Genomic DNA, 14601 nt, shown 5'->3' on the forward strand with positions numbered 1-14601 from the left:
GCTAGCGGATCGCAGTGCCGCGCGGTGCATGTCGCCCTTCATCACGGTGCACCCTGGCGCAGGAGGAACAGTTCGCTCGTGCCGTCGGGCTTCCAGGAGCCCACGAGGACTTCGCGGCGCTTGTCGCCGTCCAGGTCCGCTGACACCACGTACAGCGCCCGGCCCGGCGGTAGCGCTCCCTGCCACAGGGGCTCGTGCGCCAGCGGCGCGTCGGACGTCAGCGCGAACACCCGCAGCGCATCCGGTGTCGGCTGGAGCTGTGGCGACGTGGTGAGCAGCTCCGGCACTCCGTCTCCATCCAGGTCTCCCAGCGCGCTGCCTGCTCCCAGCCCGGACAGCTTCGCCGGCGCGGATGCGGGTCGCGCGTAGAGCGATGCCGTGCCGTCCGCGTGCACGAACAACATGCGCGGGGCCGCGATGCTCGCCGTGCCGAAGGGCGCGGGCACCGTGAGGCTCCTCCCGTCCGCGAGCCGCACCTCCGGCGCGAACACCGTCTGCCCCGGCACGAACGCCCCTCGCTCCGCCGTCCCCAGCGGCGCGGCGTCCAGCGTCCCCGACGGGCGCAGCGTCCCCTTCGCCCTGTCCAGCACCAGCACCTCGCCGCGCGCGTACCGCGTGCTCCAGGCCGCCAGCCTCGGCGGTCCCGTCAGCACCGCCAGCGCTCCGAAGGGCTCGCGCGTCGTCGCCGCTGCCGCCGCTCCCTCCAGCTCCCTGCGCGCGAGCACCCGCCCGTCCGCGCCGAACACCACCACCTCGTGCTCCGTGAGCGCGGCCACCTCGTCGCGGCCATCGCCGTCCAAATCGCCCGCCGCCAGCGCGCCCAGCGGCGCTTCCAGCCTGGCGAACACCGCGCCCAAGAGGCGCACCGGCCGCCGCTCCCTCGGACCCGGACTGGCGGTTCCCGACGACGGCGTCCCCACCGCGGCCAGCGCCAGCACCGCGGCGTCCGCCTCCACGCCTTCCGCCACGGCGGCGGCGGGCTTCGGCGGGCGCGTGGGCGTGCGGCCCGACCAGAAGTTCACCCACGTGCCCAGCACGTCGCCTCGCGCCACCAGCTCTCCGCCCTCCACGTCCAGCGTGAGCCGCGCCAGCGAGCGGGCTCCCTGTTCGCGCGCGGCGGCCTCGGCGCGCTCGGGCGGGACGTCCAGCACCACCGGCCCCAGGTTCATGGCCGAGAGCCGCGCGGCCAGCAGCGTCCCGAACGCGCGGCGCAGCTCCGCGGAACCTCCGGACAGGCAGAGGGCCACGGGCGCTTCGGCGGGCGCACCGCGAATGGCATCCGCCACGGCCAGGGCCAGTCGGGCGGAGGCGGGAGGCGCGCCTTCGTCCGACTCCGCACGGGCGGGCAGGACGAACGCGAGCGCGAGGACCAGCGGCAGGAGCGAGCGACTCACAGGCCCCTTTTGCCACCTTCCTCCAGGAAGTAGTTGTCCGGAGTCACCTGTCCGGGCGGCGGGGCCTCGGCGGTGGGCTGGGTGCCCTCCAGGTAGGGCTCCAGCCGGCCCGGGACCGCGTTGCCCGCGAGCAGCCCCGTCACCGGGTCGATGCGCACCTGGGTGACGCCCGGAGGCACCTCGAAGTCGCGCGCGGGCAGGCCGTCCTCCGCCACCCGCATGAAGTTGAGCCAGATGGGCAGCGCGGCCCGGCCACCCGTCTCGCTGCTGCCCAGGGGCGAGTTGTCATCGAAGCCCACCCACGCGCTGGCCACCCAGTCCATCGTGTAGCCGTTGAACCACGTGTCCTTGGACTCGTTGGTGGTGCCCGTCTTGCCCGCCGCGGGCCGGTTCAGCTCCCGCACCGCGCGCGCGCTTCCGTCCTCCACCACGCTGCGCATCAGCGACGTCGTCAGGTACGCCACGGCCGGAGGCAGCGTCTCCTCGAAGGCCGGCTGGTGCTCCTCCAGCACGGTGCCCTTCGCGTCCTGCACGCGCAGCAGCGTCAGCGGCTCCGCGTAGCGGCCGTTCGCCTGGAGCGTGGCGTACGCGTTGACGGCCTCCAGCATCGTCACCTCGCCGGTGCCCAGCGCCAGCGTGAGGTTCTCCGGCATCGCGGAGCGGATGCCCGCCCGGCGCGCGAAGTCGATGGCGGTCGCGGGCGTAATCGCCTCGATGAGCCGCACGGACACGGTGTTCTTCGACTTGCTCAGCGCCGTGCGCAGCGTCATGGGGCCCTCGAAGCGCCCGTCGAAGTTCTTCGGCCGCCACTCCTTGCCCGTGTACGGGTCGCGGATGGACTCCGGCGCGTCGTTCACCATGGAGAGCGGCGTGAAGCGGCCGCTGGCCAGCGCCGCGCCGTAGATGAAGGGCTTGAAGGACGACCCCGGCTGCCGCTTCGCCTGCGTGGCGCGGTTGAACGACGAGCGCTCCGCGTCGTAGCCGCCCACCATGGCCACCACGTTGCGGTTGGCCGGGTTGATGACCACGAGCCCGCCCTGCACCACGGGCACCTGATCCAACGTGGCCTCCACGAAGGCCGGCGCCGGAGGGGCCTTGAGCACGCGCACGAACACCAGCTCTCCGGGCGTGAAGACGTCCGCGATGTTCCTGGGCGCCTTCTGCTTCTTCTGCCGCGCCCAGCTCACGGAAGCGAAGGACACCTCCGCGGTGCGGCCCACCAGGTCCACGCGCGCCACGTCGCGCTTCGTGTCCACCTCCGTGACGTAGCCGGTGAGGCGCAGGCCCTCCTCCATCGGCTTGAGGAGGACCTGGCCCACGCGCGCGCGCTCCGGCGACTGGACCTCCTCTTCCTCGGAGTCCGTGTCCGCGGCCAGCGCGGCGGGACGCTGCTCCTCGGCGCCTTCCGCTTCGGGCGCGGTGGGTGACTTGGGCGCCGGAGCCGGGGCCGCGAGCGGCTGCGCGAGCGGCGCCAGGTCCGCGACATAGCCCTGGTCCTTCTGCCGGCGGCCGGCCTCCTCGATGCGCTGGACGATGAGCTCGCGGTAGCGCTTCCACTGCGCCTCCTCCAACTTGCCCTGCGCGCCCCGGTAGCCCTGGCGCCGGTCCACGGCCTCCAGGCCGTCGCGCACGGCCTGCTCGGCGGTGGCCTGGAGCTTGGGCATGAGCGCGATGTTCACGCGCAGGCCGCCCTCCATGACCGTCTTCTCGCCATAGCGCTCGATGAGCGTGCGGCGGATCTCCTCCGCGTAGTAGGCGCCCGCGCTGACCGGCTTGCGCGGCGCGAGCACGATGGGCTTCTCCTTCTCCGCGTCCACCACCGCGCGCGGCACGAAGCCCTGGCCCGCCATCTGCTCCAGCACGTAGCGCTGGCGCGCCTTGGCGCGGGTGATGTTCGCCACCGGGTTGATGCGGTGCGGAGACTGCACGGTGCCCGCGAGCACGGCGGCCTCGCCCACGGACAGGTCCTTCGCGTGCTTGCCGAAGTAGAAGAGCGCGGCTTCCTCCAGCCCGTAGCGGCGCTGACCGAAGTACACGCCGTTGATGTAGAGGCTGAGGATCTGATCCTTCGTGAGCGCCTGCTCCAGGCGCGGGGTGAGGATCCACTCGCGGATCTTGCGGCCCAGGCTGCGCTCGGGCGTCAGCAGCATGTTCTTCACCACCTGCTGCGTGAGCGTGGACGCGCCGGACTTGCGGCTGCCGGGGATGAGGTTCTTCACGCCCGCGCGCAGGATGCCGAAGGGGTCCAGGCCCTCGTGCTTGTAGAAGTCCGCGTCCTCGGCGGCGAGGAACGCGTTGCGCACGTGGGGCGGCAGGTCCTCGATGCGGATGAGCGTGCGGCGCTCCAGCGCGTACTCCGCGCACAGCGAGCCGTCCGCGCACGTCACCTTCGTCACCTGCGGCGGCTGGTAGTTGCGCAGCGACTCCACGGACGGCAGGTCGCGGCTGAAGTAGATGTACGTGCCCACGCCCACGCCGATGACGAGCAGCAGGCCCACGACGCCCAGCACCAGGAGCCGCTTCGTCCAGCGCCAGAGCGCGGCGCCGAAGCCACCCTTCCTGGGCGGCGGGGCTCCGGTCGGGGCCGGGGGGAGAGGCTCGGGAGAGGAGGGCATCGGTCGGGCCGGAGTCATGACGCTCGTGAAGGCGGGAAGAAGGTGGGCAGGTTAGACCGGGGGGCGGGCGGGGTGAACCCATGCGGGCCCAGCCCCCCGGGACAGGGGCTGATTCCTGGCCGCCCGCCCTACGGCGTGACGGGCGGGAGGGCTTCCGGCAGGACCGGGGCCGCCGGGTCCGCCCGGGCGACGCGGCCCACCCGCTCCGCGTTGACGCGGGCCTGCACGTAGCGGGGCGACAGCCGGGTGGCGGCGGCGTAGGCGGCGCGGGCCTCCTCCAGCCGGCCCAGGCGCTCGCAGGCGACGCCCAGGTTGTTCTGCACGTAGGCCACGTGGGGCAGGAGGCCCGCGGCCTGGGTGAGGACCTCCACCGCGCGGGCGTTGTCGTTGGCGCGCAGGTAGGCGAAGCCCAGGTTGTTGAGCGCGTGGCCGTGCTCCGGGTCCAGGTGCACCGCCTGCTGGAAGCGCAGGATGGCGGAGGACAGTTCGTTGGCGCCCAGGTGGGCGCGGCCGAGCACCTGGTACACCTCCGGGTCCTCCGGGTCGCGCAGGAGCGCCTCCTCCCCCACGTGGACCGCTTCCGGGAAGCGGCCCTCCGACACCAGGAGCCGCGCCTGCTGCACCAGCGCCCCCGCGTCATGGGGCTCCGCCTGGCCCAGCCGGCCATAGGCGTCGATGGCGAGCTTGGTGTCCCCGGCCAGCCGCGCCGTGCGCGCGAGCCAGGCCAGGGCGTCCGTGGCGCCCGGGTCGTCGTGCAGCGCGCGGCGCAGCTCCGTCACCGCCCCGGACAGGTCGCCCAGCTCGCGCAGCCCCTGGGCTCGGGCCACGTGGTCCACCCGGCGGGCGTGCGTGTGCGGCAGCGACAGGGCGTCGGACGGAACCCCGGCGGGAGCCTCCACCGGAGCGGTCTCGTCCAGGAGGCGCGGGGCGGACACCGGCTCGTGGCCTGAGGCCTCCAGCGGCAGGGTGGGAGCGGCGGCGACAGGGGCCTGCCCGGTGCGGGCCTCGACGGCGTGGGCGAGCCAGGGCTTGAGCAGGCGGGGCAGCGGGACGTCCTCCCAGGCGGCGAGCCCCAGGGCGGCGAGCGCGGCGGGGACGAGGGCCTTGCGGAGCGCGGGCGGCACGGTGAAGCGCCGGAAGGAGGCGTTGGGGCGGGACCGGGTGCGCGTCTTCGGGCTCATGGCAATCCCCTTGGGGCCACGGTGGTGGCGGCCCGGGACCTCCTATTGCGACCGGTGTGCCAACGGTTCTTCCCTCGGGAGGCCCTCCGGTGTGTCCCTGGGGCCACAGGCGGCGGGGGAAAAGCGTGGCAGGGGCGTGGGCCGCGTGCGACGGTCCGCGCCGCATGCGAATCGCGACCTGGAACGTGAACTCGGTGAGGGCCCGGCAGCAGCGGTTGGTCAACTGGCTGAAGAGCGCCCAACCAGACGTGCTGTGCCTGCAGGAGCTCAAGTGTACCGACGCGGACTTCCCCTTCGACGCGGTGAAGGAGGCGGGCTACTTCGCCGCGGTGCACGGGCAGAAGACGTACAACGGCGTGGCCATCCTGGCGAAGACGGAGCCCACGGATGTCATCCGGGGCCTGTCTGACGGGGTGGATGACACGCACGCGCGCTTCATCTCCGCGACGGTGAACGGCATCCGCGTGGTGAGCGCCTATGCGCCCAACGGGCAGCAGGTGGACTCACCCGCGTACGTCTACAAGCTCGAGTGGTACCGGCGGCTGCGCAACTACCTGGACACGCGCCACAAGCCGGATGACCGGGTGGTGATGGGCGGGGACTGGAACATCGCGCCGGAGCCCATCGACGTGTACGACGTGGCGCAGTGGGAAGGGCAGACGCTCTTCACGTTGAAGGAGCGGGACGCGCTCCAGCAGGTGTGCGCGTTCGGGCTCACGGATGCGTTCCGCAAGCTGCACCCGGACGTGCAGAAGTTCTCCTGGTGGGACTACCGGATGCTGATGTTCCCCAAGAACAAGGGCGTGCGCATCGACCACCTGTTCCTCACGGCGCCGCTGGTGCCCCGGCTCACGGCGTGTGACGTGGACCGCGAGGAGCGCAAGGGACAGCAGCCGTCGGACCACGCGCCGGTGTGGCTGGAGTTGAAGGACTGAGTAGAGTCGGAGGCATGTCCGTCCTCCGACTTGAATGCACGAAGTGTGACCAGACGTTCGCGCCGGGCAAGGTGTGGAACCTGTGCACGGCGTGTCAGGCGCCGTTGTTCGCCCGCTACGACCTGGAGCGCGCGGCGAAGACGCTGCGCAAGGAAGCGCTGCCCGGGCGTGAGCGCTCCATGTGGCGCTACCACGAGGTGCTGCCTGTGGACGACCCGGCGCACCGCCTGACGCTGGGCGAGGGCTTCACGCCGCTGCTCTCCGCGCCCCGGCTGGGTTCCTGGCTGGGATTGAAGCAGGTCCTGGTGAAGGACGAGAGCGGCAACCCCACGGGCTCCTTCAAGGCGCGAGGCCTGTCCGCCGCCGTCTCCATGGCGAAGGCGCTGGGCGCGAAGGCGGTGTGTTTACCTTCCGCGGGCAACGCGGGCAGCGCGCTGGCGGCGTACGCGGCGCGGGGCGGGCTGGAGGCACACGTCTTCGTGCCGAAGGACATCGCGTCGTTGTTCCTGATGGAGACGCGGGCGTACGGCGCGCACGTGGAGACGGTGGAGGGGCTCATCTCCGACGCGGGCCGCGTGTGCGCGGGGCTGGCGAAGGAGCATGGCTGGTACGAGTGCGCCACGCTGAAGGAGCCGTACCGCGTCGAGGGCAAGAAGACGATGGGCTACGAGCTGGCGGAGCAGCTCGGGTGGACGCTGCCGGACGTCATCCTCTACCCGACGGGCGGGGGCACGGGGCTCATCGGGATGTGGAAGGCCTTCGAGGAGATGGAGGCCATGGGGCTGATTGATTCCAGGCGGCCGCGCATGGTGGCGGTGCAGGCGGAAGGGTGCGCGCCCATCGTGAAGGCGCACGCGGAGGGCAAGCCGGACGCGCCCATGTGGCAGGGGGCGACGACGCACGCGCACGGCCTGCGGGTGCCCAAGGCGCTGGGCGACTTCCTCATCCTGCGCGCGGTGAAGGACAGTCACGGCACGGCGGTGTCGGTGACGGAGGAGGAGATCGTCCAGGGCACGAAGGACATCGCCGCGGCGGAGGGCCTGTTCGTGGCGCCGGAGGGCGGCGCGTGCGTGGCGGCGCTCAAGAAGCTGCACGCCGCCGGGGACGTGAAGCCGGAGGAGACGGTGGTCGTGTTCAACACGGGCACGGGCTTCAAATACGTGGAGAACATGGCGCCCTTGTGGTGAGCAGGGCTTCCTGGATGGCTGGGATTCAAGAATGAGAATCCCAGAATCTGGTTGGCGCGATGTGTCGGTCGAAATCTGGATGTCTTGCTTGTCTTTGTGAAGACGGCTCGTACTATGGGTGACATGCACTTCATCCAGATTGAGACGAGCAACGAGCGGTTGGCCGACGACGTGAAGTACTCCGTGTTGTCCAACAAGCTGGCCCGGACGGTGACCGTCGTGGGTAGCACCCGGAGCTTCGCGGTGGAGCACGGTATCAAGGACTCGAAGGCCTTCGTGGTGACCTTCCAGACGGAGAAGCTGGAGGAGATCAAGGCGATGATGCAGGACCCGACGATGAAGTACGCGTCGATGGCTGCCTGGGAAACGACGGCCTGAGACAAGCGGCTACGGCGCCACGTCCAGCGCTAGCCGGGACGCGGCACCCGGACGTCGGCGTCCACGATGGGCAGCTCCACGGTGAAGGCGGACCCCTGGCCCGGGGCGCTCTCCAGGTGGATGGTGCCGCCGTGCGCTTCGGCGAACTGGCGGACCAGCCACAGGCCGATGCCGAAACCGCCGTAGTGCCGGTCGGAAACGGCGCGCTCGAAGCGCTGGAACAGCCGGGCCTGATCCGCCGCGTCGATGCCGATGCCGCGGTCCTGCACGGTCAGCTGCGCGAGTGAGTCCTTGCGCACGAGCGTCACCACCACGGGCCTGCCCTCGCCGAACTTGAAGGCGTTGACGAGCAGGTTCGTGAGGATGGCCTCGACCCGCAGGCGGTCGAACCGGCCCACCACCGGCTCGGGCGCGCGCAGCTCCAGCGTGGACGCAGAGGAGGACCGCAGGCCCTCCAGCCGCTCCGCCACCTCGTGCGCCACCGCCGTGAGGTCCACCGGTTCGGGCCGCAGCTCCAGCCGCCCGGAGGAGACGCGGGACACGTCCAGCAGCGTCGTCACCAGCCCCGCGAGGCGGGCCACCTGGCGCAGCGCGGCCTCCAGCTTGGGGCTGAACTGCGCGGCCTGCGCGGGCTCCACCGCGGCCTGCCGCGCCGGCCGCCGCAGGCTCTGGAGCTGGAGCTGGAGCGACGTGAGGGGCGTGTTGAGCTCGTGGCCCGCGATGGAGAGGAACTCGTCGCGCGCACGCACCGCGGCCTGGAGTTCGTCAATGAGCCGCTTGCGCTCCGACACGTCCTGGATGATCTGCGTGTACCCGCGCAGCCGCCCCGCCGCGTCGAGCCGCGGCGTGAGCGACGTCTGCGCCCAGAAGCGCGAGCCGTCCTTGCGCACCCGCATGCCCTCGCCCGTGGACTGCCCGCGCTCGCGCGCCTGCTGGAGCGTCGCCTCCGGCACCCCCTGCGCGATGTCCTCCGGCGTGAAGAGGCGCTCGAACGGCAGCCCGATGAAATCCCCGGCCGTGTAGCCCTGGACCTGCTCACAGCCCGGGCTCCAGCTCGCGATGCGGTGCTCCGTGTCCACGGAGAAGATGGCGTGGTCCCGCACGCTCTCCAGGATCTGCCGTTGGAGCGCCTCGCTCTCCGCGAGCGCCAGCTCCATCCGCCGCCGCTCTCGCCGGACCTCCACCTCGCGCAGCTCCCGCTCCACGGCGGCCGGCAGGCGGGTGGTGTTGCCCTTGGCGTAGAAGTCCTGGGCGCCCGCGCGCATCGCCGTCACGGCGACGTCCTCGCCCACGCTGCCGGACACCAGGATGAAGGGGATGTCCTTGCCGCTCTCCTGGAGGATGCGCAGCGCGTCCAGCCCGGTGAAGGCGGGCATCGTGAAATCAGAGATGATCACGTCGAAGGTCTGGGCGCGCAGGGCCTCGCGCAGGGTGTCCGCCGCCTCCACCCGCACGCACGAGGGCTCGAAGCCTCCCCGCCGAAGCTCGCCCAGGGTGAGCTCCGCGTCGTCCTCGCTGTCCTCCACCATGAGGACCCGCAGCGGGGCAGGCATCACACCACCTCACCCTGGGCCATGGCGCGGTTGAGCGTGGTCCAGTAGACCCCCAGTTGCTTCGTCACCTCGATGAACTCGTCGAAGTTCACCGGCTTGCGCACGTAGGAGTTGGCGAAGTTCCGGTAGCTCTCACGCAGGTCGCGCTCCTCCAGCGAGGAGGTCAGCACCACCACGGGGACCTCGCGGGTCCGCGGGTCGGCGCGCATGCGCTGCAGCACCTCGTGCCCGCTCACCCTTGGCAGGTTCAGGTCCAGGAGGACCACCCTCGGCTGTTCGCGCACGTCGCGGCCCGCGTGGGGACCGGTCCCGAAAAGGTAGTCGAGCGCCTCCACGCCGTCGCGCGCCACGACCACCTGGGCGCTCAGCCCCGCGCGCTCGAAGGCGATGAGGGAGAGGTCCACGTCATCCGCGTTGTCCTCCACGAGGAGGACGGTACCGCACCTGGCATTCATGGGCTGTCTCCGAGGGTGAAATAGAAGGTCGCACCCTGATCCACCGCGGCTTCGGTCCAGAGGCGTCCGCCGTGGCGTCTCACGATGCGTTGCACGGTCGCGAGTCCTATCCCGGTGCCGGGGTACGCCGTGGCGTCGTGCAGCCGCTGGAACGGCGCGAAGAGCTTGTCACTGTAGGCCATGTCGAAGCCCGCGCCGTCATCCCGGACGAAGAACGCACCGTCGGCCTTCCCCACCTGGATGTGCCCCGTCTCGCGCCGCCCGGTGAACTTCCACGCATTGCCGAGCAGGTTCTCGAAGGCGACCCGCAGCAGGCGGTTGTCGGCGCGCGCGCGCAGGCCGGGGGCGATGCTCACCTCCACGGCGCGCGTGGGGTCGCGTGCCCGCAGCTCGTCGGCCACGGAGGCGGCCAGGCTGCTGACGTCCACGTCCCCCCGCTCCAGCGGCGCGCGCGACAGCCGGGACAGCTTGAGCAGGTCGTCGATGAGCTGCCCCATGCGGCCGGCCGCCGCGCGCACGCGGGCCAGGTAGCCCCGCCCGCGCTCGGAGAGGGACCCGGCCACGTCCTCCTCGACGAGCCGCAGGAAGCCGTCAATGCCGCGCAGGGGCGCGCGCAGGTCGTGCGACACCGAATAGCTGAAGGCCTCCAGCTGGGCGTTCGCCTCCTGCAGCTCCGCGGTGCGGGCGGTCACCTGCGCCTCCAGGCTTCCGGCGTGCAATTCCAGCTCACGGCGCAGCCGTCCCTGCTCCAGGGCGATGGCCACCTGGTCCGCCACCTCTTCGGCCACCTGGGTGGCCATGCTGTCGAAGGCCCCCTCGCGCGTGCTCGAGAGCCGGAGGGCCCCCCGGCGGCCACCCCCCAGCGTGAGCGGCAGCTCCAGCCAATGGGGGCGCTCCCGTGGGGGCGCCTCGTTGGCGGAGCGGGGGCGCTCGTGGCGCAGCGTCTCCGGGGCCTCGACGCTCACGGTCCAGCGGGAGACCTCCTCGCCCGGCTCGGCGATGAGCAGGCTGGCCTCTTCGCAGCCAATGAGGCGGCGCAGGGAGGAGAGCGCGGTGCGCGCGACGTCCTGCTGGGAGACCGCCTGGAGGATGGCGCGGTCGATGGCGTGCAGCGCCTCCAGGCGCTCCGCGTACCCGAGCAACTGGGCCTCGGCCCGCTTTCTCTCGGTGATGTCCATGTTGGTGCCCATCCATTCGCGGACGCTCCCATCCGCGTTGAGGACGGGCGCCGCGCGCGCGAGCATCGGGGTGTACGTGCCGTCGGGCCTGCGCACGCGGTACTCCACCTCGTAGGGGCTGCGGCGGGCCACCGCCTCCCTCCAGGCCCCCACCGCCTGCGCCCGGTCCTCGGGATGCAGCGCATCGAGCCATCCGTACCCCTTCATCTCCTCGTACGTCTGTCCCGTGAAGGCCCGCCAGCTCGCGCTGTCCTCCTCGATGAGGCCCCTTGAACTCGTCGTCCAGACCATCTGCGCGATGGCGAGCACGAGGGAGCGGAAGCGCGCCTCGCTCTCCTGCAGGGACTGCTGCGCGCGCCGTGATGCCGTCACGTCGCGGAAGAAGACAGAGAGCCCGTCCTGGACCGGGAACGCCCGCACCTCGAAGCAGGCATGCAAAGGCGGATAGAACTCAACGAACTCGACGGGCTGTTGCGTCTCGAGGACCTGCCGGTAGGAGCGCTCGAAGGTCGAGCCCACGGCGTCCGGGAACACGTCCCACAGGCGCTGTCCCACCAGGGACTCGCGACGGTGGCCCATCACCCGCTCGCCCTCCCGATTGACGTACAGGAAGCGCCAGTCCGCATCGAGCGCGAAGGAGGCATCGGACATCCGCTCGAGCACTTCGATGAGCCGCGCGTCGGCCGCTCGCCGTGCCTCTTCCGCCGCGCTCCGGGCGGCGCTCGTGCGCTCGATCTCCGAGCGGGCGTGCTCCGCTTCAAGCCGTGCCTGTTCGTTCCGACGGTAGGAGTCCCGCAGCGCCGCGCCGATCCACGACAGCAGGACCGCCACCACGAGGAAGACGAGCGCCCGGAGGAAGTCCTCCATCAGGGGACTGCGGGTCACCGGGAGGTAGGGCAGGAGGACGAAGCCGGCGATGTTCAGCACGGTCGTCGTCAGCCCCGCGGCAACGCCACCATACAGGGCGCTGACGATGACGCCGCTGAGCGGCACGACGAAGAAGTGCCCGCCCACCCACGGTTCGAGCAACGCGGCGAGGCCGGTGCTGACCAGGGCGGCGAGGACCGCCACGATGAACCGGGTGGGCCAGGGCCGCGGCGTGGAGAGGATCTGCCTTACGGCGTCCCTCACACCCTCCGTCCCTGTCGCGCGTGTTCAGCCATGTCATTTGAGTCGTGCTCAGTCGCACGCGCGCGCGCAACCCCTCGCTTCACGCAGTGTCACCTGCGGGCCTTCTCACGGGCACATCGAACGCCTGCTCCCTGGCCAGCCGGGAATGCTGACCTACGGCGTCACGTCCAGTCGCGTCCAGTCCGCGGAGACCTGGAGCTCCAGCACGCCGTTGTCGAAACGGTGTGCTCGGGCTCCCGTGACGTGTTTCACGGACTTCAAGCCATACACGCGGAGCGTCTCCTCCGTCCGGGCCCGCTTGAACGTCCCTGTCTCGCTCCGCTCCAATCGCAGCACTCCGTCCGTCACGCCGCCGCGCAGCACCGTGAGCCGTGACTCGCCGTAGCCCTCTCCGGCGTCCTCGTAGAGCCGGCCGTGCACCTCCGGCGCCGCGTGCACGTGCCACTCCAGGTGCTTCCAGTTCGCGTCCGTGGTGTGCATCGCGGGCCGCGTCAGCGCCACCGCGCCTCCCGCGCGCAGCCACACCGGCACCGTGTCCAGCGGTCCTTCCGCGATGACGTGCTGTCCTCCCTGCCGCACCGCGCCCGTGCGCTCCAGGCCCGGCCACTCCAGCCATTCACCCGCTGGCAGGTACGCCAGCCGCTTCGTCTGGCCCGGCCGCACCACCGGCGCCACCAGCAGGTCCCTGCCGAACAGGAATTGATCAAACGCCCCCGCCGCCTCCGCGTCCCCGGGCGCCTCCATCAAGAGCGGCCTCAGCGGCGCGAGTCCCGTCTCCGACGCCTCGTGCATCAGCGTGTACAGCGTGGGCAGCAGCCGGTATCTCCGCTCCAGCGCCGCTCGCGCCAGCGACAGGTACGGCTCTCCGAACCGCCACGGCTCCTGCGGCGACGTGCCCTTGCCCGCGTGGTTGCGCATCAGCGGGTAGAACGTGCCCGCCTGCATCCAGCGCACCAGCAGCTCACCCGTCGCCCGGCCGATGAAGCCCGGGATGTCCACCCCCGTGAAGGCCACCGCCGCCAGGCCCAGGCCCATCAACATGGGCAACGACGTCTCCAGTTGCGTCCAGTGGCTGGAGTTGTCCCCCGTCCACACCGCCGAGTACCGCTGGACGCCCGCGAACCCCGCCCGCGTCAGCAGGAACGGCCGGGCCTCCGTGCGCAGCTCGCGCAGGGCCTCGAACGCGCCCTTCACCATGCCCAGCGCGTAGACGTTGTGCACCTCCAGGTGCCGCTTGTCCCCGTGCCGGGCGTCGTAGGGCAGCGTGTTGCCCTCCACCCTGCCCACGCCCTCGGAGCGCTCGCTCGTCAGCGTGAGGATGCCCACGTCCGGCTGCACCGCGAAGCACGACGGCTCGTTCATGTCGTTCCAGAACCCCGCCATGCCCAGCGCCACGAAGTCGCGGTGCAGGCCGCCCCACCAGCGCTGCACCTCCGGGCGCGTCAGGTCCGGGAACACCGCGGGCCGGGGCCACACCTCGCCCACCAGCACGCCGCCCCGGTCGTAGCGCACCAGGTAGTCGCGCGCCTTCGCCTCCTCGTACACGTTCCAGCCCGGCTCCAGCTTCAACGCCGGGTCGATGATGGGCACCAGCCGCACGCCCTGCGCCGCCGCCTCGCGCACCAGGCCCGCCGGATCCGGGTAGCGCGCCCCGTCCCAGGTCCAGACCTTGTACCCATCCATGTAATCGATATCGAGGTACACGCAGTCCAGCGGCAGGCCCCGCTGCCGGTAGCCCCGGATGACGTCGCGGATGTCGTCCGCGCTCTCGTAGCCCCAGCGGCTCTGCTGCGCGCCCAGGCTCCACAGCGGGGGCAGGGGAGGCGTCCCCGTCAGCGCCGCGTACCGCTTCACCACGTCCGCGATGCCCGGCCCCGCGAACAGATAGCAGTCCAGCTCCGGCCCCCAGGACTCCCACGCCACCCGCGACACGTCCGCGAGCGCCACGTCCACCTCCGAGCGCCAGGACTCGTCCAGGAAGAAGCCCCACGCCACGCCCTCGCGCAGGCCCACGAAGAACGGGATGGACTGGTAGAGCGGATCCGTGTCCGGGTGGTGCGGCACCACGTCCGTGTTCCAGTACGTGAAGTGCATGCCGCGCTTGTCCAGCGGCCCCACCTTCTCGCCGAACCCCAGGTAGCGCTCATCCGGGGGCGCCCGCAGCGCCAGTCTCGCGCGATGCCGGCTCATGGGATACGCGGCCTGCGCCTCACCGGACACGTCCACGCAGCGCGCCAGCTCGCGCCCCCGCGCGTCGCGGAAGCGCCACGTCCCCGACTCCGCGTCCACGTCCAGGGCCACGCCCTCCGCCGTCACCCGCACGCGGTCGCCGTCGCGCTCCACCTTCAGCGCGTGGCCCCCTTCGGCGATGACGGACCAGGACCGCTTGCCGGGCAGCTCGGGATGGAGGAAGCCGCTCTCCGACGCCACCGGCGCGTGCCGCAGCCGGAGCACCCCGGGCAGCGGACACGACACCTCCAGGACGGCATGCCGGCCGGACAGGCGCAGCCGGTAGGGTTCGACGTGGGCGTCAGCGACGTGCATGCCCTGGAATCTAGGGAGCGCGCGGGGCCCGCACCCGCCTTTCCTTCCGG

Annotated in this window: 10 protein-coding genes; 3 read left to right on the top strand and 7 right to left on the bottom strand. The window is 71.7% G+C overall.

All coding sequences use genetic code 11. The features are described 5' to 3' along the window. Window positions 1-41: 41 nt before the first annotated feature. From JYK02_RS05955 to JYK02_RS05965, 3 genes are all read right to left on the bottom strand, one after another. On the bottom strand, window positions 42-1394 hold the full coding sequence (locus JYK02_RS05955; RefSeq protein ID WP_207049310.1) for a VCBS repeat-containing protein: 1353 nt from the start codon (window positions 1392-1394) through the stop codon (window positions 42-44). Further along, window positions 1391-4009 (bottom strand): penicillin-binding protein 1A, encoded by a 2619-nt coding sequence (locus JYK02_RS05960; protein ID WP_242588471.1) that lies wholly within the window; start codon window positions 4007-4009, stop codon window positions 1391-1393. Before JYK02_RS05960 ends, JYK02_RS05955 begins: the two co-directional genes overlap by 4 nt. A 128-nt stretch (window positions 4010-4137) precedes the next feature. After that, window positions 4138-5190, bottom strand: a complete 1053-nt coding sequence (locus tag JYK02_RS05965) for a tetratricopeptide repeat protein (RefSeq protein WP_207049317.1) — start codon at window positions 5188-5190, stop codon at window positions 4138-4140. 164 nt (window positions 5191-5354) lie between these two features. On the opposite strand from JYK02_RS05965, the gene xth reads away from it, so the two are divergent. From xth to JYK02_RS05980, 3 genes are all read left to right on the top strand, one after another. Beyond that, window positions 5355-6125 carry an exodeoxyribonuclease III gene (xth, locus tag JYK02_RS05970; RefSeq protein WP_207049319.1) on the top strand — a complete coding sequence of 257 codons (771 nt, stop codon included), beginning with the start codon at window positions 5355-5357 and terminating at the stop codon, window positions 6123-6125. A gap of 14 nt (window positions 6126-6139) precedes the next feature. Beyond that, the gene (locus tag JYK02_RS05975; RefSeq protein WP_207049327.1) at window positions 6140-7312 is read left to right on the top strand and encodes a threonine synthase; all 1173 of its coding nucleotides are present in this window, start codon (window positions 6140-6142) and stop codon (window positions 7310-7312) included. Between the two features lie 114 nt (window positions 7313-7426). Further along, window positions 7427-7690 (top strand): hypothetical protein, encoded by a 264-nt coding sequence (locus JYK02_RS05980; RefSeq protein ID WP_207049329.1) that lies wholly within the window; start codon window positions 7427-7429, stop codon window positions 7688-7690. A gap of 29 nt (window positions 7691-7719) precedes the next feature. Here JYK02_RS05980 and JYK02_RS05985 read toward each other — a convergent pair whose 3' ends face one another. The 4 genes from JYK02_RS05985 to JYK02_RS06000 all read right to left on the bottom strand — a co-directional run bounded on the left by JYK02_RS05985 (window position 7720) and on the right by JYK02_RS06000 (window position 14551). Then, window positions 7720-9243: a sensor histidine kinase gene (locus JYK02_RS05985; RefSeq protein WP_207049331.1), complete on the bottom strand. Its 1524-nt coding sequence runs from the start codon at window positions 9241-9243 to the stop codon at window positions 7720-7722. After that, window positions 9243-9698 carry a response regulator gene (locus tag JYK02_RS05990; RefSeq protein ID WP_207049333.1) on the bottom strand — a complete coding sequence of 152 codons (456 nt, stop codon included), beginning with the start codon at window positions 9696-9698 and terminating at the stop codon, window positions 9243-9245. The genes JYK02_RS05985 and JYK02_RS05990 overlap by 1 nt, the downstream gene beginning before the upstream one ends. Beyond that, complete coding sequence (locus JYK02_RS40740; protein ID WP_207049335.1) at window positions 9695-12007, bottom strand: PAS domain S-box protein; 2313 nt, start codon at window positions 12005-12007, stop codon at window positions 9695-9697. The genes JYK02_RS05990 and JYK02_RS40740 overlap by 4 nt, the downstream gene beginning before the upstream one ends. Before the next feature lie 153 nt (window positions 12008-12160). Beyond that, window positions 12161-14551, bottom strand: coding sequence for a glycoside hydrolase family 31 protein (locus JYK02_RS06000; protein ID WP_207049348.1), 2391 nt, complete (start codon window positions 14549-14551; stop codon window positions 12161-12163). Between the last annotated feature and the right edge of the window lie 50 nt (window positions 14552-14601).

It is taken from the genome of Corallococcus macrosporus (genome assembly GCF_017302985.1).
GTDB classification, from domain to species: Bacteria; Myxococcota; Myxococcia; order Myxococcales; family Myxococcaceae; genus Corallococcus; species Corallococcus macrosporus_A.

Coding starts and splice junctions, on each gene's coding strand:
- JYK02_RS05990 (WP_207049333.1), bottom strand. CDS start 9,698: ATGAATGCCAGGTGCGGTACCGTCCTCCTCGTGGAGGACAACGCGGAT.
- xth (WP_207049319.1), top strand. CDS start 5,355: ATGCGAATCGCGACCTGGAACGTGAACTCGGTGAGGGCCCGGCAGCAG.
- JYK02_RS05975 (WP_207049327.1), top strand. CDS start 6,140: ATGTCCGTCCTCCGACTTGAATGCACGAAGTGTGACCAGACGTTCGCG.
- JYK02_RS06000 (WP_207049348.1), bottom strand. CDS start 14,551: ATGCACGTCGCTGACGCCCACGTCGAACCCTACCGGCTGCGCCTGTCC.
- JYK02_RS05985 (WP_207049331.1), bottom strand. CDS start 9,243: ATGCCTGCCCCGCTGCGGGTCCTCATGGTGGAGGACAGCGAGGACGAC.
- JYK02_RS05980 (WP_207049329.1), top strand. CDS start 7,427: ATGGGTGACATGCACTTCATCCAGATTGAGACGAGCAACGAGCGGTTG.
- JYK02_RS05960 (WP_242588471.1), bottom strand. CDS start 4,009: ATGCCCTCCTCTCCCGAGCCTCTCCCCCCGGCCCCGACCGGAGCCCCG.
- JYK02_RS05965 (WP_207049317.1), bottom strand. CDS start 5,190: ATGAGCCCGAAGACGCGCACCCGGTCCCGCCCCAACGCCTCCTTCCGG.